General features: G+C 70.3%; 26 protein-coding genes. 13 read left to right on the top strand and 13 right to left on the bottom strand.

What is annotated here, in order from left to right; all coding sequences use genetic code 11:
* Nucleotides 1-6: 6 nt before the first annotated feature.
* The 4 genes from ACFFQA_RS35450 to ACFFQA_RS35435 all read right to left on the bottom strand — a co-directional run bounded on the left by ACFFQA_RS35450 (nucleotide 7) and on the right by ACFFQA_RS35435 (nucleotide 3,948).
* The gene (locus ACFFQA_RS35450) at nucleotides 7-219 is read right to left on the bottom strand and encodes a type II toxin-antitoxin system antitoxin (protein ID WP_377861966.1); all 213 of its coding nucleotides are present in this window, start codon (nucleotides 217-219) and stop codon (nucleotides 7-9) included.
* 8 nt (nucleotides 220-227) lie between these two features.
* A complete protein-coding gene (locus tag ACFFQA_RS35445; RefSeq protein WP_377861963.1) occupies nucleotides 228-1,154 on the bottom strand; it encodes an SPFH domain-containing protein in 927 nt (308 codons plus the stop codon).
* Between the two features lie 679 nt (nucleotides 1,155-1,833).
* Nucleotides 1,834-2,961, bottom strand: a complete 1,128-nt coding sequence (locus ACFFQA_RS35440) for an HNH endonuclease signature motif containing protein (RefSeq protein ID WP_377861960.1) — start codon at nucleotides 2,959-2,961, stop codon at nucleotides 1,834-1,836.
* 399 nt (nucleotides 2,962-3,360) lie between these two features.
* On the bottom strand, nucleotides 3,361-3,948 hold the full coding sequence (locus tag ACFFQA_RS35435; RefSeq protein ID WP_377861957.1) for a class I SAM-dependent methyltransferase: 588 nt from the start codon (nucleotides 3,946-3,948) through the stop codon (nucleotides 3,361-3,363).
* A 194-nt stretch (nucleotides 3,949-4,142) separates the two neighbouring features.
* On the opposite strand from ACFFQA_RS35435, the gene lepA reads away from it, so the two are divergent.
* Complete coding sequence (gene lepA, locus ACFFQA_RS35430; protein WP_377861954.1) at nucleotides 4,143-5,987, top strand: translation elongation factor 4; 1,845 nt, start codon at nucleotides 4,143-4,145, stop codon at nucleotides 5,985-5,987.
* 55 nt (nucleotides 5,988-6,042) lie between these two features.
* On the opposite strand, the gene ACFFQA_RS35425 is transcribed toward lepA, so the two are convergent.
* A complete protein-coding gene (locus ACFFQA_RS35425) occupies nucleotides 6,043-6,552 on the bottom strand; it encodes a hypothetical protein (protein WP_377861951.1) in 510 nt (169 codons plus the stop codon).
* 77 nt (nucleotides 6,553-6,629) lie between these two features.
* Nucleotides 6,630-7,085, bottom strand: coding sequence for an HD domain-containing protein (locus ACFFQA_RS35420; RefSeq protein ID WP_377861948.1), 456 nt, complete (start codon nucleotides 7,083-7,085; stop codon nucleotides 6,630-6,632).
* 894 nt (nucleotides 7,086-7,979) lie between these two features.
* Between ACFFQA_RS35420 and ACFFQA_RS35415 the strand changes: the two genes are divergently transcribed.
* The 7 genes from ACFFQA_RS35415 (at nucleotide 7,980) to ACFFQA_RS35385 (ending at nucleotide 14,751) form a co-directional block, all read left to right on the top strand.
* Nucleotides 7,980-9,284 carry an ATP-binding protein gene (locus ACFFQA_RS35415; RefSeq protein ID WP_377861945.1) on the top strand — a complete coding sequence of 435 codons (1,305 nt, stop codon included), beginning with the start codon at nucleotides 7,980-7,982 and terminating at the stop codon, nucleotides 9,282-9,284.
* Nucleotides 9,281-9,694: a roadblock/LC7 domain-containing protein gene (locus tag ACFFQA_RS35410; protein ID WP_377861942.1), complete on the top strand. Its 414-nt coding sequence runs from the start codon at nucleotides 9,281-9,283 to the stop codon at nucleotides 9,692-9,694. The genes ACFFQA_RS35415 and ACFFQA_RS35410 overlap by 4 nt, the downstream gene beginning before the upstream one ends.
* On the top strand, nucleotides 9,691-10,047 hold the full coding sequence (locus ACFFQA_RS35405; RefSeq protein ID WP_377861939.1) for a DUF742 domain-containing protein: 357 nt from the start codon (nucleotides 9,691-9,693) through the stop codon (nucleotides 10,045-10,047). Before ACFFQA_RS35410 ends, ACFFQA_RS35405 begins: the two co-directional genes overlap by 4 nt.
* Nucleotides 10,025-10,624: a GTP-binding protein gene (locus ACFFQA_RS35400; RefSeq protein ID WP_377861936.1), complete on the top strand. Its 600-nt coding sequence runs from the start codon at nucleotides 10,025-10,027 to the stop codon at nucleotides 10,622-10,624. Before ACFFQA_RS35405 ends, ACFFQA_RS35400 begins: the two co-directional genes overlap by 23 nt.
* Before the next feature lie 231 nt (nucleotides 10,625-10,855).
* Nucleotides 10,856-12,208 carry a cytochrome P450 gene (locus ACFFQA_RS35395; protein WP_377861934.1) on the top strand — a complete coding sequence of 451 codons (1,353 nt, stop codon included), beginning with the start codon at nucleotides 10,856-10,858 and terminating at the stop codon, nucleotides 12,206-12,208.
* A gap of 52 nt (nucleotides 12,209-12,260) precedes the next feature.
* Nucleotides 12,261-13,613, top strand: coding sequence for a cytochrome P450 (locus ACFFQA_RS35390; RefSeq protein WP_377861931.1), 1,353 nt, complete (start codon nucleotides 12,261-12,263; stop codon nucleotides 13,611-13,613).
* Nucleotides 13,614-13,692: 79 nt separating this feature from the next.
* Nucleotides 13,693-14,751: an NAD(P)H-dependent flavin oxidoreductase gene (locus ACFFQA_RS35385; RefSeq protein WP_377861928.1), complete on the top strand. Its 1,059-nt coding sequence runs from the start codon at nucleotides 13,693-13,695 to the stop codon at nucleotides 14,749-14,751.
* Here ACFFQA_RS35385 and ACFFQA_RS35380 read toward each other — a convergent pair.
* The gene (locus tag ACFFQA_RS35380) at nucleotides 14,742-16,178 is read right to left on the bottom strand and encodes an amino acid permease (RefSeq protein ID WP_377861925.1); all 1,437 of its coding nucleotides are present in this window, start codon (nucleotides 16,176-16,178) and stop codon (nucleotides 14,742-14,744) included. The two genes, ACFFQA_RS35385 and ACFFQA_RS35380, sit on opposite strands and share 10 nt — an antisense overlap.
* Before the next feature lie 85 nt (nucleotides 16,179-16,263).
* Between ACFFQA_RS35380 and ACFFQA_RS35375 the strand changes: the two genes are divergently transcribed.
* Both ACFFQA_RS35375 and ACFFQA_RS35370 read left to right on the top strand, forming a co-directional pair.
* On the top strand, nucleotides 16,264-16,929 hold the full coding sequence (locus ACFFQA_RS35375) for an MOSC domain-containing protein (protein WP_377861922.1): 666 nt from the start codon (nucleotides 16,264-16,266) through the stop codon (nucleotides 16,927-16,929).
* 41 nt (nucleotides 16,930-16,970) lie between these two features.
* Nucleotides 16,971-17,603, top strand: a complete 633-nt coding sequence (locus tag ACFFQA_RS35370) for a DsbA family oxidoreductase (protein WP_377861919.1) — start codon at nucleotides 16,971-16,973, stop codon at nucleotides 17,601-17,603.
* Between the two features lie 82 nt (nucleotides 17,604-17,685).
* Here ACFFQA_RS35370 and ACFFQA_RS35365 read toward each other — a convergent pair whose 3' ends face one another.
* Together ACFFQA_RS35365 and ACFFQA_RS35360 are read right to left on the bottom strand one after the other, a co-directional pair.
* Nucleotides 17,686-18,351 carry a response regulator transcription factor gene (locus ACFFQA_RS35365; RefSeq protein ID WP_377861916.1) on the bottom strand — a complete coding sequence of 222 codons (666 nt, stop codon included), beginning with the start codon at nucleotides 18,349-18,351 and terminating at the stop codon, nucleotides 17,686-17,688.
* Nucleotides 18,352-18,566: 215 nt separating this feature from the next.
* On the bottom strand, nucleotides 18,567-19,532 hold the full coding sequence (locus ACFFQA_RS35360) for a zinc-binding dehydrogenase (protein WP_377861912.1): 966 nt from the start codon (nucleotides 19,530-19,532) through the stop codon (nucleotides 18,567-18,569).
* Nucleotides 19,533-19,609: 77 nt separating this feature from the next.
* Here ACFFQA_RS35360 and ACFFQA_RS35355 point away from each other — a divergent pair, with 77 nt between their 5' ends.
* From ACFFQA_RS35355 to ACFFQA_RS35345, 3 genes are read left to right on the top strand one after another with little or no spacing between them, the layout of a single operon-like run.
* Entirely contained in the window at nucleotides 19,610-19,819 is a 210-nt protein-coding gene (locus ACFFQA_RS35355; RefSeq protein WP_377861909.1) for a hypothetical protein, read from the top strand.
* Nucleotides 19,816-20,265, top strand: coding sequence for a guanyl-specific ribonuclease (locus ACFFQA_RS35350; protein ID WP_377861906.1), 450 nt, complete (start codon nucleotides 19,816-19,818; stop codon nucleotides 20,263-20,265). The genes ACFFQA_RS35355 and ACFFQA_RS35350 overlap by 4 nt, the downstream gene beginning before the upstream one ends.
* A 22-nt stretch (nucleotides 20,266-20,287) precedes the next feature.
* A complete protein-coding gene (locus ACFFQA_RS35345; protein ID WP_377861903.1) occupies nucleotides 20,288-20,578 on the top strand; it encodes a barstar family protein in 291 nt (96 codons plus the stop codon).
* Here the strand turns inward: ACFFQA_RS35345 and ACFFQA_RS35340 are convergent.
* From ACFFQA_RS35340 to ACFFQA_RS35325, 4 genes are all read right to left on the bottom strand, one after another.
* Nucleotides 20,565-20,924 (bottom strand): GntR family transcriptional regulator, encoded by a 360-nt coding sequence (locus ACFFQA_RS35340; RefSeq protein WP_377861900.1) that lies wholly within the window; start codon nucleotides 20,922-20,924, stop codon nucleotides 20,565-20,567. The genes ACFFQA_RS35345 and ACFFQA_RS35340 overlap by 14 nt on opposite strands.
* Before the next feature lie 2 nt (nucleotides 20,925-20,926).
* Nucleotides 20,927-21,898, bottom strand: coding sequence for a hypothetical protein (locus ACFFQA_RS35335; protein WP_377861897.1), 972 nt, complete (start codon nucleotides 21,896-21,898; stop codon nucleotides 20,927-20,929).
* Nucleotides 21,899-21,979: 81 nt separating this feature from the next.
* A complete protein-coding gene (locus ACFFQA_RS35330; protein WP_377861894.1) occupies nucleotides 21,980-22,750 on the bottom strand; it encodes an enoyl-CoA hydratase-related protein in 771 nt (256 codons plus the stop codon).
* Nucleotides 22,751-22,807: 57 nt separating this feature from the next.
* A complete protein-coding gene (locus ACFFQA_RS35325) occupies nucleotides 22,808-23,422 on the bottom strand; it encodes a cyclase (RefSeq protein WP_377861892.1) in 615 nt (204 codons plus the stop codon).
* Nucleotides 23,423-23,551: the final 129 nt, after the last annotated feature.

Raw genomic sequence — 23,551 nt, 5'->3', positions numbered from 1 at the left:
TTCTCGCTAATCGCCGGTTTCCCGGTCGGTTTTTGGCGGGCGGCCACGGCGGGCGGGTTTCCCCGCGTTGCCGGGCATCCGCCCCGCCTCGGCCAGCGCGCGCCGCAGCAGGAACTCGATCTGCGCGTTCGCGCTCCGCAGCTCGTCGTTGGCCCACTTCGACAGCGCGTCGTGCACCGCGGGGTCCAGCCGGAGCAGGACGCTCTTGCGTTCAGCCACGACGGTTCCTAGTGGTACAGCGACCCGGTGTTGACGACGGGCTGCGTCGCCCGGTCACCGCAGAGCACCACGAGCAGGTTGCTGACCATGGCGGCCTTCCGTTCCTCGTCCAGGTCGACGACGTCCCGTTCGGCGAGCCGGTCCAGTGCGAGCTCGACCATGCCCACGGCCCCTTCCACGATCCGCTGCCGCGCCGCCACCATGGCGCTCGCCTGCTGCCGCTGGAGCATCGAGTGGGCGATCTCCGGCGCGTAGGCGAGGTGCGTGATCCGCGATTCGATCACGTTCACCCCCGCGGAGGTAACCCTGGCCGCCACCTCGGCGGAGAGCCGCTCGGTGATCTCGTCGGCGTTCTCCCGCAGCGACAGCCCGGTCTCGCCGTGGTTGTCGTAGGGGTAGCTGGTGGCGATGTGCCGGACTGCGGTCTCGGTCTGCACCTGCACGAAGCCGACGAAGTTGTCCACCTCGAACACGGCCTGCGCGGTGTCGGAGACCTGCCACACCACCACTGCGGCGATCTCCACCGGGTTGCCGTCGGCGTCGTTGACCTTCAGCACGGCGGTCTCGTGGTTGCGGATCCTTGTGGACACGGCGGTCTTGGTGGCCAGCGGGTTCACCCACTGGAGGCCGTCGGAGCGCACGGTCCCGCTGTAGCGGCCGAGCACCTGGAGCACCCGGGCCTGGCCGGGCGCCACCATGACCAGCCCGTTGAGCAGGCCCGCCCCGACCAGGGCGGTCACGGCGCCGCCGATGATCAGCGCGACTGCCTCGGTCTGCGCTCCGCGCACGATCAGCGTCGCGGCCAGCGCGAGCACGCCGACGCCGAGCAGGAACATCGGCACGCCCGGCAGCTTCACGGCGTCCCGCTCGCCGACCCTGGGGGTCGGTCGGGTGGCCGCGATCTCCGACGCGGTGTGGACCAGCGGTTCCGGCATGGCGTCCTCCCCTCCCGGCCGCCTCGGCGACCGGTCTAGCAAAGTGATATCAGATTTATAGCAGGTTCCGGCCGTCTCCTGCCAGGGGCTGGTTCGGTGGCGGTCGCCATGCGGGCCACGCCGGTGAGCCTGGTCGCGAGCTGGGCGGCCTCGCGGCGTGGCTTGTGTTCGGCGAGAAGGACCCTTGCTCAGGGGTTGATCGCTTGGGGGCGTCTTGGCGGCTGCCGCTGCAGGAGGGGAATCTTTTAGCTTCGCGGGAGCCTGCTCGGCGTGCTCGGCATATCCGAGGTGCTGGGCGGAAATGTCCTCTTGGGTTCCTTGTGGTCGCTGCTCCAGGCGTCTCGCGACGAAGGGGTTCGGGGTGAGGTCCGCTGTGTCGTTGCTGGTGGGGCGCTGGCCGTCGCAGGGCTTTCGTGCTCTGTGGCGGCGAGGCTTTGGTGATGGCCGCGCTGATTCGGTCTGGGGGAAGCTTTTTTCAGACGATAGCCTGCGCCGGTGTCCTCTAAGTCCGCGAATGGCTTCAGGTGGGGTCGTGGTGTCGTTGAGGGCCGGGCTGCCGCCCCGACTCCGTCGGGTTGCCACCGGATAATTCTCCCGCCCTCGGGTGCGGATTTCCTTGACCATCCACTACCGCTAGCCCGCTCACCTAATGTGGTGGCGGGCTAGCCGGGGTCGGGTTTTAAAACGGTGGAGCGGGATCCGCTATCGGTTCGGGTTCCCGCACATACGTTCTTCCCATCGGCGTCGTCCAGATATGGATACCGCCGGGCAGCTGGGTTCGTTTCCACCGCGTGTGGTGTTTCATCACATGATGCCGCCGGCATTTCGCGCCGAGATCGTCCGCGACGGTGTTGGTGCCGTCGAAGGGTTCGCAATGATCCAGATCGCAGCGGTGCGCCGGTTGGCGACAGCCGATCGCCACACACGTGACATCGCGGGCCCTCACCAGGTCCGCGAGGGCGGCTGAGGGCCGGTAGTTCGTCCGCCCCACATCCACCGCCACCCCGGTCACCGGGTCGGTGAGGATCCGCTTCCACGTGCCCCCGGCGGCGATGTCCCGCGCCACGTCTGCGGGGATCGGGCCGTACCCGGCGAGCATCCCGGGTTCCTGGTCCATACCCATCAGCGTGGTGGCGGGGAGGGTCACCAGGACCTTGACCTCACCCTGGGGCGCACCCGTTTCCTTGCCCATCAGCAGATCGAAGGCGACGTCGGCGCGGCGCTGGTCCATGGTCCGCTCATCGTCGCCGAGGCCTCGGGCGATACGGTCGATCCGATCCCACACCAACGCGCCCTGGAGGGCGGTGAACTGAAACCGCAACGCACACATCGCGTCGTCGAGGTTGAGCTTCTCCACCCGGCGGGTGCGCTTCTTCTCCTCGTGCCGCCGGGCTGCCGCGTCGGGGTCGAGCTTGGCGATCAGGCGTTGGGCGTGCTGCCGGATCCGGCTGTAGTGGTGGGTGCGGGCGTACTCGATCAGCACCGCTTCCACGATCTCCGCCTGCACAGCCGTGAGCGGCTCCAACTGGTCCACGATCAGTAAGGCTTTGCCCTGGTCGATCCGACCCTCCTCCAACGCCGCGAGCACAGCCGGACGCGAGGCGAGGGTTTCGGCGTGACAGATCAGCGTGCTGGCCTTGCGTGAGGAAATCGACAACAACGCCCCGACCTCATCCCCGAGATACGGGTACTCCGCGAAATCCGTGCTGACCACCAAATCGGCGAGACAGCGTGCCAGGACCGCGTGCGCGTGATTCACCGCGCGGTAGGCGTCCTCGATTGCGTCGAGGGTCTCGTCGGGGGTCATATTCTTATTCTATCTCGCCGAGAATAGTGGTCATGGCTCTATGGGGTGAAATAGAGTGCTGATTCTTTCGCTGTCGGTGAACGTGGCACTTTTGCCGAAGTCGGGTGGGTGCTCAGGCATCCCATTCGGATTTCGGCGCGAGGTGGTCGTTGAGGATGGTCGCGGGCAGCCCAGCCATCGGGGCGGGGGAGGGCAGGGCGTGCCCCGGTCGGTCGGGTTCGGACCCCTTGCCACCCGCACCGGCGCCGCCCGGGACCAGTCGATCAACCCCTGGTCGTTCGGGGTCATCCGGCACCGCGACCCCGAACGAGCATGGCCCACCGCTCATCGGGCCTCAACCGTCGCGACAACTCATCCACGCCCAGCACGCCGAGATCCAAACGAGAAACGTGCCTCAGGTCAGCGTGGCTTGCGGGCCAGCAGCTCGAACGGCGCCGCGGAGAACAGCCGCGGCGGGCCGAGTCGCATGATCACCTCGGTGAAGCCCGCGCGCCGCGCGATGAGCCGCAGGTCCAGCGGCTTGCAGCCGAGCAGCGAGCGGCGCACCGACAGCAGCAGCACTCCGCCGGGCCGCAGCACCCTGTGCAGCTCGGCGAAGCCGGTGGCGATGTCGGACCACAGGTGGACGGTGTCGGTGGAGAGCACCGCGTCCACCGAGGCATTGCTGAGCCCGGTGCGCGCCGCCGTGCCCGTCCGCAGCCGGACCCGGCCGCTGTCGACCAGGTCGGGGCAGCTCGCCGCGCACAGCCGCAGCGCATCCGGTGACGGGTCGACACCGATGGCGACGCCTCCGGGCACCATGACACCCGCCGCCCGCACCCCCGTTCCGGTGCCCGCGCCCAGCACCAGCACGGAGTCGCCGGGCCGCAACCGCGCGTGCTCGACCAGCCGCCGCTCCGTGCGCGCGTCGCGTGCCTCGAACACCCTGGCGAGGCCGCGCGCGGGCGTGGACGTGGTGCTCCGCGGGGGTGCTGCCGACCTGTTCATGGGGCCCAGCAAACCCTGCCGCGACTGAGGACACATCAGGGTTGTCCCGGACGTGTGCCGGGCATCGCCACCGACATGGGAACATGGGGTGTCACCCAATTCCAGCGAGGACACCGAGTGAGCGAGCGCAGCGAGCGAACGATGCACCACAGTGATGCCCCCCTGACGGCTCCCCAGCAGTGTGAGGTCGCCGTATGAGCTCGTTCGCAGACAAGACGTTCACCGCGCCGGAGCTCATCCGCAACTTCTGCATCATCGCCCACATCGACCACGGCAAGTCGACGCTGGCGGACCGGATGCTGCAGCTCACCGGGGTCGTCGAGGAGCGCGCCATGCGGGCGCAGTACCTCGACCGGATGGACATCGAGCGGGAACGCGGCATCACGATCAAGGCCCAGAACGTGCGGCTGCCGTGGAAGGTCGGCGACCGCGAGCACGTGCTGCACCTGATCGACACCCCGGGGCACGTGGACTTCACCTACGAGGTCTCCCGCGCGCTGGAGGCCTGCGAGGGCGCGATCCTGCTGGTCGACGCCGCCCAGGGCATCGAGGCGCAGACGCTGGCCAACCTGTACCTGGCGCTGGAGAACGACCTCACCATCGTCCCGGTGCTGAACAAGATCGACCTGCCCGCGGCCGAGCCGGACAAGTACGCGGCCGAGCTCGCGCACATCATCGGCTGCGAGCCCGAGGAGGTGCTGCGCGTCTCCGCCAAGACCGGCGTCGGCGTCAGCGAGCTGCTCGACGAGGTGGTGCGCCAGGTCCCCGCGCCCACCGGCGACAGCGAGGCCCCGCCCCGCGCGATGATCTTCGACTCGGTCTACGACACCTACCGCGGCGTGGTCACCTACATCCGGGTGATGGACGGCAAGATCACCCCGCGCCAGCGGATCAAGATGATGTCCACCGGCGCCACCCACGAGCTGCTTGAGGTCGGCATCGTCTCGCCGGAGCCCAAGGCCAGCGAGGGCCTCGGCGTCGGCGAGGTGGGCTACCTGATCACCGGCGTGAAGGACGTCCGCCAGTCCAAGGTCGGTGACACCGTCACCTCCGAGAAGCGCGGCGCGACCGAGCCGCTGCGCGGCTACCGCGAGCCGCAGCCGATGGTCTACGCGGGCCTGTACCCGATGGACGGCTCGGACTACCCGGAGCTGCGCGAGGCGCTGGACAAGCTCCAGCTCAACGACGCCGCGCTGACCTACGAGCCGGAGACCTCCGCCGCGCTGGGCTTCGGTTTCCGCTGCGGCTTCCTCGGTCTGCTGCACCTGGAGATCACCCGCGACCGGCTGGAGCGCGAGTTCGGCCTCGACCTCATCTCCACCGCGCCCAACGTGGTGTTCCGGGTGGTGATGGAGGACGGCACCGAGCACGTCGTCACCAACCCCTCCGACTGGCCGGAGGGCAAGGTCGGCGACATCTACGAGCCGATCACCAAGTGCACGATCATCTCCCCCGCGGAGTACGTCGGCGCGATCATGGAGCTGTGCCAGAGCAGGCGCGGCCAGCTCGGCGGCATGGAGTACCTCTCCGCGGACCGCACCGAGCTGCGCTACACCATGCCGCTTGCCGAGATCATCTACGACTTCTTCGACGCGCTGAAGTCGCGGACCCGCGGCTACGCCTCGCTGGACTACGAGGAGGCGGGCGAGCAGACCTCGCAGCTGGTCAAGGTCGACATCCTGTTGCAGGGCGAGCCGGTGGACGCGTTCAGCGCGATCGTGCACCGCGACGCGGCCTACAGCTACGGCACGCGGATGACCACCAAGCTGCGCGAGCTCATCCCGCGCCAGCAGTTCGAGGTGCCGATCCAGGCCGCGATCGGGTCCAGGGTCATCGCCCGCGAGAACATCCGGGCGATCCGCAAGGACGTGCTCGCCAAGTGCTACGGCGGTGACATCACGCGTAAGCGCAAGCTGCTGGAGAAGCAGAAGGAAGGCAAGAAGCGGATGAAGATGGTCGGCCGCGTGGAGGTGCCGCAGGAGGCGTTCGTCGCGGCGCTGTCCACCGACGAGGCCGGGGACAAGAAGACCAAGAAGTAGGCAGCGCTCGAAGCCCCTGCCGCGACGTCGTTCGCGGCAGGGGCTTTGTGTTGTCCTACTTGACTTCCACCGGGTCCGGCAGCGCCTCGTGGAAGCGGTTCACCCTGGAGCTCGTGAGCTGCGCGCGGACCAGTTCCACCGCGTTGTCATAGGTCTCCCGCTCGCGTCGGTGCGCCCGTGTGCGGCACGACAGAGGTGTCGCGAAGGGCTCGCCACGCATGGGCTCAAGCCACAGCACCTGACGATGCGTGCGGAGCTGGCGCAGTCCGTCGGGCCTGCTGGTGACCGCGTACAGCTCGACCCACCGCACTGTCCGGGTGCGCAGGACCTGCCGGACGCGCACGCCGTAGCCACTGACGTGGACGCCGGACCGGGCCTGGCGCAACGAGAAGAGCGCGCCGGGGAACAGCACGCCGTAGCAGAGTGCCACGACGAGCTCCGGGACTTCCTTGTCCCACAACAGAAGCGCGGTGACGACCGAGACCGCGGTCGTGGTCGCGCCCAAGACGAACCCGCCCAGGATCTTCGTCGTGCCCGGCGGACGCACGCTCCTCCACTTCGTCATGTGGGGAGGATGCGTCGCGCCCGCGCTCGTGCACAGGTCCAATTCCGTTGTCGTGCAAGGGAGGCCTGACAATGTGGTCAGGCGCCGCGCGCGGCCTCGTACTCGTCGAGCAGGCGCAGCGCGGTCGCGTACTTCCGGCGCAGCCGCTCCCTGGTGGGCTCGTCGAGCTGGTTCAGCCGAAGCGGGCCGCTGTTGTCGGCGATGTCGGCGCGCTTCACCACGAGCGCTACCGGATCGGCGGCGGCGCGCGCCAGGTAGTCGGCCATCGGCTCGCCCGGCAGGTGGCTGAGCGCGATCACAGCGGTGACCACGCGCTCCGGGCAGCCCGCCGCGCGCAGGTCGTCCGCGGTGACCGGGGTGTCCTCGATGACGTCGTGCAGCACGGCCGCCATCCGCGCGGTGGTGCCCTCGACGCTGTCCATCACCCGCAGCGGGTGCTTGATGTAGGGCTGTCCGGCCTTGTCGAGCTGGCCCTCGTGCGCCCGGGTGGCGAGGGCGATCGCGGTGTCCAGCGTGAAGGTCGGTTCGCTCATGGTGCCTCCGGGTGAGTCGTCGCACGATCCGGTGAAGCCGGAGCGCACAGTCTCCTCCTGGCCGTTCTTTGTCAGACCCCCTGGGCACGCTGGGACGCGCAGGGTGAGGGGAGAGTGACGGCGGCGGCCGGCCCCCGACAGTCCGGTCGCCGCCGTCATGGTTGAGAGGAGGCCCCGGACCTCCGCGCGGATGCATGCAAACGCTGCGAGCAGGCTCAGAGGGCATCTGCTGCTACTGACGAACGGGGAGGGCGATGCGTTGCGTGCGCGGTCGTGATTGCTCAAACGATCACGCTAACGGCCTAGCGCGGATGTGGTCCTGGCCGGTATTCCTGGACTTCGGCCACCGCGCGGGCGGGAATCGGCGACACCGTCCGTCCGGGTGCTCGTCGCGGTCGCCCGCCGGGGATTTCCCCAGCGAGGAGGGAATGTGCGGGAAAGGGCGGGACGAGTGCGAGGAACCGATTCAGTGCCGGAGCGGGGGCGCGGAATGGTTCGGCGGACCGTGCGGTGATTCATCGAATCTGCGAGTTCCGCGCACCGGTGTGCGTATCCGGAGTGGGACCCCCTCGCCGCGCGCCGGGCGGGCCGTGGGTGACCAAAGATGATCACTGAACCGGGTGGCTCGTCATGATTTCGGGTGACGGGGCGGCAGTCCACTTGCTCCAATTGGCACCATTCCGCATCGGGGGAAAAGCGAGAGACTTTCAGGGACGGCCCGCGTGCCGCCCCGGGAATCACCCGCCTTCCCTTCCGGGAGCCGGGAATCCACCCCATTCCCGCACGAATCGGCTGGTGATGATCTTGTAGTTGTACCCGATAGGGTGTGCCGACCGGTGTTTGCCGAATGGCATCCCATGCTGTTGTCCCGCCTCTGTCGACCGTGAGGATCTGATGGGTCAAGAAGTACTTGCGGTGGCGTTATGGGTCGCGGTCGCGTTCGCGCTCGTCACCGTCGTCCTGCTGGTCCGCCAGCACGGCATCACCAACAGGCTGCGCGCGCGCACCACCGAGCTGGAAGGCGTCCTGCACGCCCGGGTCCAGGAGGAGGCGCACCTCGTCACCACCCGGCTGCCCGCGCTCGCCGCCGCGGCCGACCACCGGCAGGACGAGGTTCCCCCGCCGCTGCACCCGTCGGTCGCAGGCGCGCACCAGGTCGTGCTGGAGCTGTTCGCCGAGTCCATGGGCCAGGCGAAGGACCGAGGTGAGCAGTCCGCGCGCACCGCGGTGAAGTCGATGATGCGCGCGGTGCAGAGCCTCGCCAACGAACAGCAGATGGCCATCTCGACCATGCAGGTCGAGCACGACAGCCCCGCCGTCCTCGCCGGGCTGCTGAACATCGACCACATGAACTCCCAGCTCGGCAGGCGCGCGCAGGCGACCGCCGTGCTCTGCGGGTCGTGGCCGGGGCAGCAGCGCTCGGCTTCCTCGCTCACCGACGTGGTCCGCGGCGCCACCTCGCGCATCCGGGACTACCTGCGGGTCCAGGTGCCTGCTCAGGCCGAGATGGCGGTGGTCAGCCGCGCGGTGGAGCCGATCGTGCTCACCGTCGCCGAGCTGCTGGACAACGGCGCGCGGCACTCGCCGCCGAACACCTCGGTCGAGGTCAACTTCCAGCAGGCGCACAACGGCCTCGCGATCGTCATCGACGACGCCGGGGTCGGGATGAACACCGACGAGCTGCGGCACGCCGCGGAGCTGCTGTCCGGCCAGGCCGGGCAGGACATCAACCGGCTCGGCGACCCGCCCCAGGTCGGCTTCGCCGTCATCGGTCTGCTGGCCGCCCGGTACGGCTTCTCCGTCTCCGTCGACACCCGTTCGCCCTACGGCGGTGTGCGCGCCGTGGTCTTCCTACCGACCGCGCTGCTCACCCGCGTCAGCACCCCGGCTCCGCACCAGGCGCCCGTGGCCCAGCCCGCGCCGCGCCCCACCGTCGTGCCCTACCCGAGCTCGCCCGAGCCGAGCGTCCCGGCCCCGGCGGTGTCGCCGGAGCCAGCCAAGTCCACCGAGCCGGAGCGCACCGCGGGCGGGCTGCCCAAGCGCCGCCGCCGCGAGTCACCGGTCGAGCTGGCCGCACAGACCGCGCCGCTGCCGATCCGCCCGGTCGGCAGGACCGCCTCCGGGCTCGGCGCCTGGCAGCGCGGTACCAGGTCCGGCCGCGCCGTCCCGCCCGCCGCTGAGGGGAGTACCCAGGAATGACCGAACCGACCAACAACAAGCTGGGCTGGATGCTCGACAACGCGTTGCAGATGCCGGAGACACTGCACGCGATCCTGCTCTCCGCCGACGGGCTGCTGATGGCCCACTCGCAGACCATCACCAGGGACGACGCCGACCGGCACGCCGCGGCCATGTCCGGCCTGCAAGCGCTGGCCCGCAGCACCGCCGAGTTCTGCGGCTCCTCGCCGAGCGGCTGGCAGCAGACGGTCAACGAGTTCCCCGGCGGCTACGTCTTCCTGGTCGCCGCGGGCCCCGGCGCCTACCTCGCGGTCTCGGCGACCGAGCGGGTGGACATGGAGGCGGTCTCCTTCCGGCTGCAGGAACTCGTCCAGCGGCTGGGCAAGGAGCTGACCAGCCCGCCGCGGCAGGGCATCGGCAGTCGCGCATGACCCCGCATCGGCGGGAACGGGCGTTGGTGCGGCCGCACGTGGTGACCGGCGGCCGGGCCCACCCGACCCGCAACACCTTCGACCTGGTCACGTTGGTGACCGTGGCCCGGGACCAGGTCGCGGGCCTGAGCCCGGAGAAGCGTCGCGCGATGGAGCTCTGCCGGGGTGGCTCGCTGTCGGTCGCCGAGGTCGCGGCGCACCTGGGCCTGCCGGTGAGCGTCACCAAGGTGCTGCTGTCGGACCTCGTCGACAGCGGCCACCTCACCGTCACCTCCGACGCCCCGGTGGCGACCGGGCGCCCCGACCGCCAGCTCCTCAAGGATGTGCTCGATGGCCTCCGCGCTCTCGTCTGACGGCATCTACGTGCGCGACACCGTGCGCACCGCGGTGAAACTGCTCGTGGTCGGCCACTTCGCGGTCGGCAAGACCACCTTCGTGGGCACGCTGTCGGAGATCCGGCCACTGCGCACCGAGGAGACGATGACCCAGGCGGGCGAGCACGTCGACGACCTCGCCGGGGCGGTCGGCAAGGACACCACGACCGTGGCGATGGACTTCGGCAGGCTGACGCTGAACGACCAGCTGGTGCTGTACCTGTTCGGCGCGCCGGGACAGCACCGGTTCAAGCAGCTGTGGAAGGACATCGCGCACGGGGCGCTCGGCGCGCTGGTGCTGGCCGACACCCGCAGGCTCGAACACTCCTTCGACATCATGGGTCTGCTGGAGGAGCTGGGGCTGCCCTACGCCGTCGCGGTCAACCACTTCGACGAGGCGCCGAGGTTCCCGGAGTCGGAGCTGCGCGAGGCGCTGGACCTGTTGCCGGAGACCCCGTTGGTCACCTGCGACGCCCGTGACCGGGTGTCCTCGACGCACGCGTTGATCGCCCTGGTCGACCACCTGCTCAACCGCAAGGTCAAGGAGTACGCGTGACCGTGGCCCGGGTGCCGTCGCGCGGGCAGGAGCCCGCCTCCGGCTCCACCCGGGCCCACGACCGGCCCCGCCCGCCCGGCACGTCCGCGCCGGGCGGGACCGCAGGACACCGATCCCCCTTCCCGGCCGCGCCGTAGTCCTCCGCGCCGCACCAGCCGGGACGGCTCGCTCGCCAGGTGGTGGCGCGGGCACTCGCCCGCGTCCACCCGACCTCACCACCCAGGAGCACGTGTGACCCCTCGACCCGCGGACGTTCTCGCCCTCCCGGGCTGTCCCGCCTCCGGTTCCAGAGTGCCGTTGTACGGCCAGGAGTTCGCCGTCGATCCGGCCAGGGTCTACGCGGGACTGCGGCGGTACGGGCCGCTCGCTCCGGTCGAGCTCGCTCCGGGCATCGCGGCCACGCTCGTGGTCGGCTACGACGCCGCGCTGGAGGTGCTGCGCAATCCGAGCACCTTCCCCAGGGACGGTCGGGCCTGGGCGGCGAAGGTGCCGGAGGACTGCCCGGTGCTGCCGGTGATGGCCTACCGGCCGAACTGCCTGATGTCCGACGGCGAGGCGCACGCGCGGCTGCGCGGCGTGGTGACCGAGAGCCTCGCCAAGGTCGATCCGAACAAGGTCCGCGCGTACGTCGAGGCCAGCGCCGACATGCTGATCAAGCAGTTCGGCGCGCGCGGCGAGGCGGACCTGCTCTCCGAGTACGCGATCGCGTTGCCGTTGTGGGTGTTCAACTACCTGCACGGCTGCCCGCGGGAGCTGGGCGAGCGGATGGTCGCAGGGATGCGCGGCATCGTGGACATGAACGAGCCGGAGAAGGCCAACGAGGACCTGACGGCCGCGCTGCTGGAGCTGATCGCGCTCAAGCGCCGGGAGCCGGGCTCGGACATGACGTCCTGGATGATGGCGCACCCGGCGCGGCTGACCGACGAGGAGCTGCTGCACCAGCTGTTCCTGATGCTGGGCGCCGGAACCGAGCCGGAGGCGAACCTGATCGCCAACGCGTTGCGGCTGCTGCTGTCCGACGACCGCTTCGCCGGTGACCTCGCCGGGGGCAGCCTCCCGGTGGAGGACGCCCTCGACGAGGTGCTGTGGACCGACCCGCCGGTGGCCAACCTCTCCGCCAGCTACCCGGTCCAGGACGTCCACCTCTCCGGGGTGCGGCTGCCCGCCGACGAGCCGGTGGTGATCAGCTACGCGGCGGCCAACACCGACCCGGGCTTCGGCGCCGAGCACCGCGCGGGCAACCGAGCCCACCTCGCCTGGGGCGCCGGACCGCACGCCTGCCCGGTGCAGGGGCTCGCCCGGCTGATCGCCTCGATCGCGATCGAGAAGCTGCTGGACGGCCTCACCGACATGCGGCTGGCGGTCCCGGTCGAGCAGCTGCCGTGGCGGCCGGGCCCGTTCCTGCGCGCGCTGTCCGCGCTGCCGGTCCGCTTCACCCCGCTGGACGTCTCCGGTGAGGAGACCGTCTCCGTCCCGGCGGTGACCGGGGTGGCCCCGACCCCGGTGGACCGGCCCGCGCCGGTGACCACCGTCGCCAGGACGAGCTGGAAGCACGCGATCATCCGCTGGTGGCGCGGGCAGTGACGACCTCATCGCCCCCTTCGAACCCCTTCGATCGCACCCACGAGGAGCAGGTGTGACCTCTTACCCCGCAGACGTCCCCGCCAGATCCGGCTGCCCCGTCTCGGGCGGCAGGGTGCCGCTGTACGGACCGGAGTTCACCGCCGACCCGGCCGGTATCTACGAGCGGCTGCGGCGCAACGGGCCGACCGCGCCGGTCGAGCTCGCGCCCGGGGTCAACGCCACCCTGGTGGTCGGCTACGACGCCGCGCTGGAGGTGCTGCGCAACCCGACCACCTTCCCCAGGGACGGCCGCCGGTGGCAGCGCAACACCCCCGCGGACTGCCCGACCCTGCCGGTGATGGGCTACCGGCCGACCTGCCTGATGTCCGACGGCGACGCGCACGCGCGGCTGCGCCGGGCGATCACCGACAGCGCGGCCAAGGTGGACCCGAACATGGTCCGCGCCCGCGTCGAGGCCACCGCCGAGATGCTGATCGCCGGGTTCGCCGCGGACGGCGAGGTGAACCTGCTGGCCAAGTACGCGCTGGCGTTGCCGCTGTGGGTGTTCAACTACCTGCACGGCTGCCCGCCGGAGCTGGGCGAGCGGCTGATGACCGGGATGAGCCGGATCGTCGACGTGGTCGACCCGGAGAAGTCCAACGAGGACCTGACGGCGGCGCTGCGGGAGCTGGTCGCCCTCAAGCGCAGGGAGCCCGGTCCGGACATCACGTCCTGGATGATGGCGCACCCGGCGCGGCTGACCGACGAGGAGATGCTGCACCAGCTGTTCATCATCCTCGGCGCGGTGACCCAGCACGAGACCAACCTGATCGCCAACGCGCTGCGGCTGCTGCTGTCCGACGACCGCTTCGGCGGTGACCTCGCCGGGGGCAGCCTCCAGGTCGAGGACGCCCTCGACGAGGTGCTGTGGACCGACCCGCCGATGGCCAACCTCTCGGTCACCTTCCCGACCGAGGACGTCAGCTTCGCCGGGGTGGTGCTGCCGGCGGACCAACCAGTGGTGATCAGCTACGCGGCGGCCAACACCGACCCGACCTTCGGCGCCGAGCACCGCGCGGGCAACCGGGCCCACCTGACCTGGGGCGTGGGTCCGCACGCGTGCCCGGTGCAGGGGACGGCGCGGCTGATCGCCTCGATCGCCATCGAGAAACTGCTGGACGGGCTGCCCGACATGGAGCTGGCGGTCCCGGCGGAGGAGCTGCAGTGGCGGCCCGGCCCCTTCTTCCGCTCGCTGACGGCACTGCCCGTCCGGTTCACGCCGTTGACCACGCGCGGTGGCACGGCGGTCTCCGTCCCCTCGTGGGCCAAGCTGACGCCCCGTGCCCTTCCTTCGCAGCCGGTCGAGCAGGCCCCGCCGCGGAAGGGGTGGAAGAACGCCATCACCCGGTGGTGGCGCGGACAGTAGCCCGCTCGTCCACTGTGGACAGTGTGTCGTGCGCGGCATTCCGTGCCCGGCGCGGTGAACAGCCCCTACTGTCCGAAGGATGCTGGAGGAACTGCGTGTCCCGGTGATCGCGGCGCCCATGGCCGGTGGCGTGTCCACCCCGGAGCTGGTCGCCGAGGTGGGCGCGGCGGGTGGGTTCGGGTTCCTTGCCGCGGGGTACGTCCCGGCGGCAACCGTCGCCGACCAGATCGCCCGTGTCCGCGAGCTGGGCGTGGAGTCGTTCGGGGTCAACCTGTTCGTGCCCGGTCCGGACAGCGAGGCGGACCTGCGTGCCTACCGGGACGCGCTGACCGCCGACGCCACCCGGCACGGGGTGTCGCTCGGTGCGGCGCGCTGGGAGGACGACGACTACCCGGCCAAGCTCGACCTCGTCGTCCGCGAGCGGGTGCCGGTGGTCTCGTTCACCTTCGGCTGCCCGGAGCCGACCGCGGTGCGACGGTTGCGGGACAACGGGATCCAGGTCGTCGTCACCGTCACCACCCCGGCCGAGGCGCGCATAGCGGTGGACGCCGGAGCGGATCTGCTGTGCGTCCAGGGCGCCGACGCCGGCGCGCACCGGGGACTGTTCGTCGATGACGGGTCACCGGCGGGTGGCCCGAGCTACGGGCTGCTCACGGCGCTGCGGCTGGTGCGGGCCGTGGTGGACGTGCCGCTGATCGCCACCGGCGGGTTGACGCACGGCGCGGACGTGGCCGCGGTGCTGACCGCCGGTGCGGTGGCCGCGCAGCTGGGCACGGCGTTCCTGCGCTGCCCCGAGGCGGGAACCCCGGCCACCCACCGCGCCGCCCTGGCGGAGGGGAGCAGACCGACGGAGTTCACCAGGGCCTTCACCGGCCGTCCCGCCCGCGGACTGGTCAACCGGTTCCTCGCCGAGCACAGCGCGGACGCGCCCTCGGCCTACCCGCAGATCCACCACCTGACCAAGCCGCTGCGCGCCGCCGCGAGCGCGGCGGGCGACCCGGAGGCCATGTCGCTGTGGGCGGGCCAGGCCTACCCGCTGGCGCAGGAGCTGCCCGTGGCGCGGTTGCTGGCCCAGCTCGACGAACAGGCCCGGGACGCGCTGTCCCGGGCCTGTCGCGGATACCTCGGTCAGTCCTGAGCGGACTTGTTCAGCTCCGACCTGCGGTAGGAGTAGGCGAAGTAGATCACCAGGCCGATCGCGAACCAGACCGCGAAGCGCAGCCAGGTCTCCCACTGCAGGAACGTGATCAGCCAGATCGAGAAGCCGACACCGATCAGCGGCACCACCGGCATGCCGGGGCAGCGGAAGCTCCTCGGCAGGTCGGGCTGGCGGTAGCGCAGCACGATCACCGCGATGCACACCACCACGAACGCCAGCAGGATGCCGATGTTGGTCAGCTCGGCGGCCTCGTTGATGTTGAGGAACCCGGCGATGAACGCCGAGCAGACACCGACGATCCAGGTGATCCGGGTCGGCACCTTGCGCACCGGGTGGGTCTTGGCGAACCACTTGGGCAGCAGGCCGTCGCGGCTCATCGAGTACCCGACGCGGGTCACGCCCATCATGAAGGTGAACATCACCGTGAGGATGCCGAGGATCGCGCCGACGGCGATGACCGTGCCGACCAGCGGCAGCCCGACCTGGGCGAAGGCGTCGGCGAACGCCGCCTCGCCGTCGATCTTGGCGAACGGGATCATGCCGGTGAGCACCAGGCAGGCCAGCACGTAGAGCACCATCGAGATGGCCAGCGAGTAGATGATCGCCTTCGGCATGTGCTTCTGCGAGTCCTTGGACTCCTCGGCGGCGGTGCTCATCGCGTCGTAGCCGAAGACCGCGAAGAACACCGTGGCCGCGCCGGTCACCGCGCCGGTGAAGCCGAAGGGGAAGAAGTCGGTGTAGTTGCCGGTGTCGATGTAGAAGAAGCCGACCGCGATCACCAGGACCACCACGCCGACCTTGAGCCACACCAGCGCGCTCTCGAAGCGGGCGGCGTTCTTCATGCCCAGCGTCAGGACCCACGCGATCAGCAGGCACAGCAGCACGGCGAACAGGTTCACCGAGTAGGAGCCCGGCGCGACGCCCTCCGGCTCGGTGCCGGGGGCCCCAAGCATCCACTGTGGAAGGTGGATGTCGAGGAAGCCGAGCAGCTTGGTGAAGTAGCCGGAGATGCCGATGGCCACCACCGCCACGATCGCGGTGTACTCCAGCAGCAGGTCCCAGCCGATGAACCAGCCGACGATCTCGCCGAGCACCGCGTAGCCGTAGGTGTAGGCCGAGCCCGCCTTGGGGATCAGCCCGGCGAACTCCGCGTACGCGAAGGCCGCGGCGGCGCTGGCGACACCCGCGATCAGGAACGAGATTAGCACCGCCGGACCGGCGGTCTTGTTCGCGACGGCCCCCGCGAGGGAGAAGATCCCGGCACCGATGATGCCGCCGACGCCGATCGCGGTGAGCTGCCACAGCCCGAGGGACCGCGACAGCTCGCCCTCGTGCTCGTCGGCGATCTGTTCCACCGGTTTGCGGCGGAACACGCTCCGGCCGCCCCGGGGTGCTGCTGTAGTCATGCCTTCTCCCTCCATGCGCGACGATGCGCATCCAGGCGCGAAAAGTAGTGGACCACCCCGGGAAGAGCAGCGCTACGTTCGTCACATGAAGCTGGGGTGTGTCGAGTCAGTCAACCTTGCCGTGGTCAGCACCGCCTCGTGGACCGGCCGCAAAGGCAGCTCCGGGATGGACAAGCGGCCCACCGCCGGCCCGGCGTTGTTCACCGCGGACGGGGTCACCGGCGACACCGTCGTCGACCGCGAGGTGCACGGCGCGTGGTTCCAGGCCGCATACGCCTTCCAGGCCGAGGACCTGCGCTACTGGTCGGAGCGCCTGGGCAAGGACCTCGTGCCGGGCAACGCGGGCGAGAACCTGACGCTGTCCGGCTTCGACGTCAACGAGGCGCTGATCGGGGAGCGGTGGCGGATCGGCGCGACGGTGCTGCGGGTGACCGGTCCGCGCACGCCGTGCCGGGTCTTCGCGGGCTTCTGGGAGCACCAGCGCCTGGTCAAGGAGTTCACCCAGGTCTGCCGCCCAGGCGCTTATCTCGCGGTCGAGCAGGCCGGGGAGATCAGCGCGGGGGACGCGGTGGAGCTCGTCGACCGCCCGGACCACGATGTCTCCGTAGCGACGCTGTTCGCGTTCACTTCGGGTGACCGTGAAGTGACCGATCGGATCCCGGCGGTGCTGCCGCTGCTGCCGGTGCGGTGGGCCGAGCACACCGGAAAGCTGTTGGCAGGAGCACAACGCGGAACAGCGCAGCACCGCTGAGTGTTGCCACGGGGGCAGATCCGACGACCTAGGAGTCCGTTGTGCGTGTCGAGGTGTGGTCCGACGTGGTGTGCCCGTGGTGCTACATCGGCAAGCGCCGCCTCGAACAGGCGCTGGAGCTCTGGCGCGCGGAGGGCGGCGAGGACGTCGAGGTGCTGTGGCGGCCCTTCGAGCTCGATCCGGGGGCCAGCAGCGACGGCCGCCCGCTGGCCGAGGCCATGGCGGAGAAGTTCGGCGGCGCCGAGCGGGCCGCGCAGCTGATGGCCGGGGTGACCGCGACGGCGGCCGAGGTCGGGTTGGAGTACCGCTTCGAGCACGCGGTCCGCGCGAACACCTTCGACGCCCACCGCGTGCTGGCCCGGGCCGCCGACCGAGGTGGTGCGGAGCTCCAGGACGCGGTGCAGGAGCGGCTGTTCCGCGGCTACTTCGTGGAGGGCGCCAACCTGGGCGACCGCGCGACCCTGACCGCGCTCGCCGCGGACGCGGGCCTGGACGGAGTGGATCTCTCCGACACCACGGACGCCGAGACGGTGCGCGCGGAGTTGGCGCACGGCATCGCGATCGGGGTCCGCTCGGTGCCGACGTTCGTGGTGGGCCGCCAGGGCGTGGCGGGCGCCCAACCCGCCGAAGCCCTCCTCGACCTGCTCCGCTCGCACTCCGCCCAGCCCCGGTGACCCCGTGAGGAGCGAGCCAACGGGAAAGGGCCCGGCGGTCCTACCTCCCCCGAGGTGACCGCCGGGCCCTTTCACCGGTGTGTCAGATCGCGCTGCTCTCCAGCGCCGACCGGTTGGTGACCAGGCCCATGCGATAGGCCTGGACGACCGCTTCCGTGCGGTTGGCCGCCTGCAGCTTGCGCCGGATGCTGAGCACGTGCGTGCCCACCGTGGCGCTGGAGATGTGCAGGTAGGCGGCGATCCGGGAGTTGGACATCCCCTCCGCCAACAACCTCAGGACCTCGGTCTCCCGTTCGGTCAGCTCCTCCTCCGGCCGCTGGTTGCTCGGCGACAGGAGGTGGATGATCTCCTGGCTGTACTGGCGCAGCATCCGCGGCGAGATGAACAGCTCGCCGCTTGCCGCCGCGGACACCGCGCACAGCACGTCCCAGGCCCCGACGGGCTCGGTCAGCACCGCGTTGACCCTGCGGCGCAGGGTGCGGGCCACCTGTTCCTCACTGGCACAGACAACGATGACCGGGACGAGCCCGCCGTCCCGTTCGCGGTGCCGGTCGAAAACCTCCCAGTGACCGGTCATCGCCTCGTGATCCACAAGCCACACGTCGACGTCGTCCCGGGGAGGTTGTGCCAGAACCTCCACCGCGTCGTACCAGACGTCGACGATGTTCAGACCGTAGAGATCGCCGTTGAGCGTGTAGATCCACGTCGCGGCTGGTCTGTCTCCGGTGATGTAGCCGACTCGCATCATGATCGGAAGCCCCCACTTCCTCGGTTCCTTCTGCGCGCCGGACCGGTTCGGTTCGAGGATGAATCCGCATGACCGCTACGGACCGCCCCGAAACGCGGTCCAGCAATTGTTGTTACGGGCACCCTGTTTTCTTATGCACGCCCGGGGTTCGGGCAGCGCGAGTCTAACGGTTTCCGCTCACGGGCCGGGGCCGTTCATCGATGTTTCGATCGGTGCTACCGGACGAAGACGATCTTGCCGGCGGTGTCGCCGTCCAGCATCGCCCGGAAGCCCTCCTCGGCCCGCTCCAGCGGGAGCTCCATGCCGATCCTCGGCCGCAGGCCCGCGACGTCCATGAACGACATCAGGTCGGCCAGCTCCGCGCGGGTGCCCATGGTCGAGCCGACGACGCGCAGCTGGAGGAAGAACAGCCGCTGCAGGTCCGCTGGCGGGTTCGGCCCCGTGGTCGAGCCGGAGCAGACGATCACGCCGCCCGGCTTGAGGCTGCGCATGGAGTGGCCCCAGGTGGCCTCGCCGATGGTCTCGAAGACGCCGTCGACCTTCTCCGGCAGCCGCGCGCCCGACTCGAAGGTGGCGTGCGCGCCGAGCTCGGCGGCCAGCTCGCGCTTGGCCTCGCTGCGCCCGGTCGCCCACACCCGCAGCCCCGCGGCGCGGCCGAGCTGGACCAGCGCGGTGGCCACACCGCCCGAGGCGCCCTGCACCAGCATGGTCTGGCCGGGGCGCAGCTCGGACTTCACGAACAGCATCCGGTAGGCCGTCAGCCACGCGGTGCTCAGGCAGGCCGCGTCGGCGAAGCTGAGCGAGGCGGGCTTGGGCAGCACGTTGCCCGCGGGCACCACCACGGTGTCGGCGAAGGTGCCCTGGTGCAGCTCGGTGAGCAGCGAGCGCCTCGGGTCCAGGGTCTCGTCCCCGGTCCAGCCCGGCGAGGAGATCACCGAGTGCAGCACCACCTCGGTGCCGTCGGCGAGCACGCCCGCTCCGTCGCAGCCGAGGATCATCGGGAAGCGCTCCGCCTTGATCCCGACGCCGCGCAGCGTCCACAGGTCGTGCATGTTCAGGCTGGCCGCGCGCACGGTCACCGGCACCCAGCCGTCGGGGACCTGCGGTTCCGGGCGTTCGCCGACCACAAGGCCGGCAAGCGGGTCGTCGGGGTTCGGGGCGTCGGCATACACGGCGAACATGGTCGAAACCTAGCGCCGCGCACCGGACAGTGCCCGTGACGACGGTCACTGCGAGTGCTGGGCGTATGGTTCTGCTCGTGTTTGACTGGCTGGTCTCCTGGTGGGACAGCGTGGAGTTCTGGGTGGCCGGGTTGTGGTTCCCCTTCCAGTTCGTCCTGGTGATGGCCGTGTTGCTGCCGGCGTGCTGGGGAGTCGCCCTCGGCATCGACCGCGGGGTCGACCGGGTGTCCGCCGCGCTGAGCACCGCCCGCAAGAACGCGGCCCGCAAGCGGGAACAAGCGTCGTGACCTCGCGCAGACGGATCACGGCGGCCCTCGTCGGACTGGTCGCGCTCGTCGTGCTCGGCTGGCTCGCCCGCGACCTGTTCGCAGGCGGCGGGCAGGCCGGGCCCAGCGCCTGCTCCACCGCCTCGGCGCAGTCCGCCGTTCCCGGAGCCGCGGACAGCAAGCTCCAGGTCTGCCCGCTGAGCTCCCTGCCCAAGGAGGCGGGGAACACCTGGCAGACGATCCGCGCCGGCGGGCCGTACAAGTACCCGAAGAACGACAACGTGGACTTCTTCAACCGCGAAGGGATCCTGCCGAGCAAGAACCGCGGCTACTACCGCGAGTTCACCGTGCCCACGCCGGGGGAGAACACCCGCGGCGCGCGGAGGTTGGTGACCGGCAAGACCGGCGAGGTGTACTACACCGGCGACCACTACAAGAGCTTCATCGTCGTCGACACGTCCCGATGACCTTTTCCCAGCGAGGTGAGGCATGACGACCAGGCATGTGGTCGACGGCTCTGCCGTGCACTCGAAGTCGGCGGCGATCGACGCCATCGCCAAGGCCATGTCCTTCCCGTCCTACTTCGGACGGAACCTGGACGCGCTCTACGACTGCCTCGTTGACCTCTCCTGGCTGCCGGTCGGCAACCACGTGCTGGTGTGGACCGACCACCACGTGCTCGCCGAGGAGGACCCGGAGGCTTACGGCAAGGTGCGCGACGTGCTGGAGGAAGCGGCTGACGCCAACCCCCGGCTCGTCCTGCGGCTCACCGCGAACTGAGCTCGGCGCGCACCAGCTCCAGGACCTCCTGGTCGCCGAGCCCGAGCCGCCGCGCGGCCGCGACCAGCTCCCTGGTGAGCCGCGCCAGCTCCGCGCGGTGGTCGCTGGCGCCGTCGGCCACCACCGCGCCCCGCCCCCGGCGCAGCTCGATCAGGCCCTCGTCGCGCAGCTGCTGGTAGCCGCGCAGCACCGTGTGCAGGTTGATGCCGAGTGAACTCGCCAGCTCGCGGGCGGGCGGCAGCCGGTCGCCGGCCTTGACGGCGCCGTCGGCGATGCTGCCGCGCACGGACGCCGCGACCTGGTCCCCGAGCGGGACCGACGAGGACGGGTCGATTCTGATCAACATGGTCAGCCCAGTGTCCTCGACCGTTCGGCGAGGGTGTTCAGCAGCGCCGCGCCGGTCTCCGCGTTGTCCACGGTGACAACGAACTCGGTGCCGTTGGTCAGCTCGACGACCAGCGCCTCGCCCGTGCGCAGCACCACGCCGGACGCCGCGCCGTTGAACCGGTAGCCCCAGCCGCCGAAGTCCTTGAACGGCCGGATGGTCTTCACGTGCACGACCTTGATCTCGCTGAGTGCGATCCGCTTGCGCGGCCAGCCGACCAGCGACAGCCGCACCGACAGCCCGGCGCCGTCCACGGTGACCCGCACCGAGGAGGTGATCAGGAGCAGGAGCGCGGGCAGGAGCGCGATGGCGACCGACCACTCGACGCTGATCGCGGCGGTGAGCACGCCGACGAACAGGACTCCGCCGCCGAGCAACGGCAGCCGCGTGGTCATGGTCTGGCTCCAGCTGGCGCGTTCCTCGGCCGCGAGCGTGATGCGGGGCGCGTCCTCCGGCAGTGGTCCGGTGCGCTCCGGGGCGGGTACGTGCCCGGCGAGCGCATAGCCCAGCGCGCCCGCGAGCACGGCGGCCACGATCGGCACGGCGATGCCCCACCCCGAGAAGGTGACCGTGGTGGCGTCGGCGACGTCGAGGTTGGACAGCAGGACGACACCGTGCAGCAGGCCGAGCAGGGTGCTGACCGCGAAGCTCCCGGTGACCATGAAGCGCTGGCCGTGCGGGTTCCCGCGCATCACCACGACCAGGACCAGGAAGAACGCCCCGAGCAGGCCGATCATCATGGTGGTGGCGAACAGGAACTGGGCCGTGGAGGCGAAGCGGTCGGCCCTGCCACTCAGGCCGATGTGCGTGGCGAGTGAGTCGGGCAGCCGCCCGGCGAGGGAGGTCTGCGTCAGCCGGACGGCGCCCAGTGCGATCAGCGGCGGCGCGGCGGTCAGCAGGAGCCGGCGGAGGAACTTCGGTGGACGCTGGACCATATGATCACCCCTTGTTTGCATACAACTATAACAAGTTGCCGAGGGGTGGGGGCAAGGGCCGAGTCGGCCCCTGCCCTTCGGTCAGTCCTGCGGCACCCAGGAGGCGGGGCGCTTCTGCAGGAACGAGGCGATGCCCTCCTGCCCCTCCTCGCCCGCGAAGTGCTTGGCGGACAGCTCCAGCATCGCCGCGAAGTCGTCGGCCATGGTCACGGGCTGGCGGCGCAGCATCTGCTTGGTCGCCGCGAGCGCCTGCGGCGCGCCGAGCGCCAGCATGTCGGTGTAGCGGCGCACCTCGGCGTCCAGCTGGTCGGCGGGCACCGCGGAGTTGATCAGGCCGACCTGGGCGGCCCTGGTGGCGTCGAACTTCTCGCCGGTCAGGAACAGCTCGTGCGCGGCCCTGGGCAGCAGGCGCGGCAGCACGGTCACCGAGATCACCGCGGGCACCACGCCGATGCGCACCTCGGTGAACGCGAAGCTGGCCTCGGTCGCGGCGACCGCGATGTCGGCGGCGGCGATCAGGCCGACGCCGCCCGCGCGCGCCGGACCGGCCAGCTTGGCCACGACGGGGGTGGGGCTGTCCCAGATCAGCGACAGGATCTCCGGGAACTCGTTGACCCCCTGGTCCGAGGAGCCCGCGCCCTTGGACTCCTTGAGGTCCATGCCCGAGCAGAACACCGTGCCGGTGTGGTCCAGCACGATCACCCGGACCTCGGGCGCGGCGATCGCGGTGGTCAGGTGCTCGCGCAGCTCGCGGCGCAGCTGCGCCGACAGCGCGTTGCGGTTGTGCGGGGAGTCCAGCGTGATCGTCGCGACCCCGCGCTCGACGGAGTAGTGCACCAGCTCGTCAGCCATGTCCCGCACTCTAGGCTCCCGTGGCGGGGTGCGAGCCCCGCCACGGGCAGCCGTCGGTCAGCCGATCGTCGTGGTGGTGAGCGCGGGGTTGGGGTTGGGGTAGCAGGCCGTCGGCGCGTTGATCGGGCCGATGATCGTCTGCGCGGTGGCGGTGAAGGTGAGCCCGGGGTCGCTGAACGAGGTGCCACCGAGCTTCGAGGAGATCGTCCCGGAAGCGCCGGCCTTCAGGTTCACGGTGACGGTGGGCAGCTCGAAGTCCGCGCCGCCCGCGAGGGCTCCGGACAGTTTCAGCACGAGGGTCCCGTTCTCGTGGGACACGGTGGCGGTTCCGACGCCGGAACCGCCCGACAGACTCGCCGAGACATACGTTGAGTTCGCCGGTACCGGAATCTTCAGTGCGAAGTTCTTGACCTCTTTCAGCGTGTAGTCGCCGACCTTGGCAGGGACTTTGTTCGGCGCGGGGTCGACCACGATGGCGATATCCCCGCCCGCGGCGACGGTGGCGGGGGCGGAAGCGGTGACTTCCTGGTTCAGCGAGGCGGAGACCTTGCCGATGGGGGTGGACGCCTCGCAGGTGAATGTGACAGGGGCTGCGGCGGCGGGGAGGGCCAGCGCGATCAAGGAGGCGGTGGCCACGGTGGCGGTGAAGGCGATTCGAGATGCAGGGGACATCTTCTGACCTCGCTTCTTCAGCGATTCCCGACAACGGCGGCGGGAATGCGAGCATCACACGAGGCCTACCTCCGGGTAACCCGCCGAAGGTCGGGGGTGCGCGTTTCCGTGCGGGCGCCGGAGCAGGGA

The sequence above is a fragment of the Allokutzneria oryzae genome, from assembly GCF_042429765.1.
Classification (GTDB): domain Bacteria; phylum Actinomycetota; class Actinomycetes; order Mycobacteriales; family Pseudonocardiaceae; genus Allokutzneria; species Allokutzneria oryzae.
Note: the sequence above shows the minus strand (reverse complement) of the source record. Positions and strands in the feature narration are given on the sequence as shown.

Excerpts from the sequence above, each read along its gene's own strand:
- ACFFQA_RS35440 (WP_377861960.1), bottom strand. The coding sequence starts at position 2,961 with ATGACCCCCGACGAGACCCTCGACGCAATCGAGGACGCCTACCGCGCG.
- ACFFQA_RS35335 (WP_377861897.1), bottom strand. The coding sequence starts at position 21,898 with ATGGTCCAGCGTCCACCGAAGTTCCTCCGCCGGCTCCTGCTGACCGCC.
- ACFFQA_RS35360 (WP_377861912.1), bottom strand. The coding sequence starts at position 19,532 with ATGTTCGCCGTGTATGCCGACGCCCCGAACCCCGACGACCCGCTTGCC.
- ACFFQA_RS35385 (WP_377861928.1), top strand. The coding sequence starts at position 13,693 with ATGCTGGAGGAACTGCGTGTCCCGGTGATCGCGGCGCCCATGGCCGGT.
- ACFFQA_RS35380 (WP_377861925.1), bottom strand. The coding sequence starts at position 16,178 with ATGACTACAGCAGCACCCCGGGGCGGCCGGAGCGTGTTCCGCCGCAAA.
- ACFFQA_RS35410 (WP_377861942.1), top strand. The coding sequence starts at position 9,281 with ATGACCGAACCGACCAACAACAAGCTGGGCTGGATGCTCGACAACGCG.
- ACFFQA_RS35325 (WP_377861892.1), bottom strand. The coding sequence starts at position 23,422 with ATGTCCCCTGCATCTCGAATCGCCTTCACCGCCACCGTGGCCACCGCC.
- lepA (WP_377861954.1), top strand. The coding sequence starts at position 4,143 with ATGAGCTCGTTCGCAGACAAGACGTTCACCGCGCCGGAGCTCATCCGC.
- ACFFQA_RS35400 (WP_377861936.1), top strand. The coding sequence starts at position 10,025 with ATGGCCTCCGCGCTCTCGTCTGACGGCATCTACGTGCGCGACACCGTG.
- ACFFQA_RS35415 (WP_377861945.1), top strand. The coding sequence starts at position 7,980 with ATGGGTCAAGAAGTACTTGCGGTGGCGTTATGGGTCGCGGTCGCGTTC.
- ACFFQA_RS35405 (WP_377861939.1), top strand. The coding sequence starts at position 9,691 with ATGACCCCGCATCGGCGGGAACGGGCGTTGGTGCGGCCGCACGTGGTG.
- ACFFQA_RS35340 (WP_377861900.1), bottom strand. The coding sequence starts at position 20,924 with ATGTTGATCAGAATCGACCCGTCCTCGTCGGTCCCGCTCGGGGACCAG.
- ACFFQA_RS35375 (WP_377861922.1), top strand. The coding sequence starts at position 16,264 with ATGAAGCTGGGGTGTGTCGAGTCAGTCAACCTTGCCGTGGTCAGCACC.
- ACFFQA_RS35365 (WP_377861916.1), bottom strand. The coding sequence starts at position 18,351 with ATGATGCGAGTCGGCTACATCACCGGAGACAGACCAGCCGCGACGTGG.
- ACFFQA_RS35330 (WP_377861894.1), bottom strand. The coding sequence starts at position 22,750 with ATGGCTGACGAGCTGGTGCACTACTCCGTCGAGCGCGGGGTCGCGACG.
- ACFFQA_RS35435 (WP_377861957.1), bottom strand. The coding sequence starts at position 3,948 with ATGAACAGGTCGGCAGCACCCCCGCGGAGCACCACGTCCACGCCCGCG.
- ACFFQA_RS35445 (WP_377861963.1), bottom strand. The coding sequence starts at position 1,154 with ATGCCGGAACCGCTGGTCCACACCGCGTCGGAGATCGCGGCCACCCGA.
- ACFFQA_RS35425 (WP_377861951.1), bottom strand. The coding sequence starts at position 6,552 with ATGACGAAGTGGAGGAGCGTGCGTCCGCCGGGCACGACGAAGATCCTG.
- ACFFQA_RS35345 (WP_377861903.1), top strand. The coding sequence starts at position 20,288 with ATGACGACCAGGCATGTGGTCGACGGCTCTGCCGTGCACTCGAAGTCG.
- ACFFQA_RS35420 (WP_377861948.1), bottom strand. The coding sequence starts at position 7,085 with ATGAGCGAACCGACCTTCACGCTGGACACCGCGATCGCCCTCGCCACC.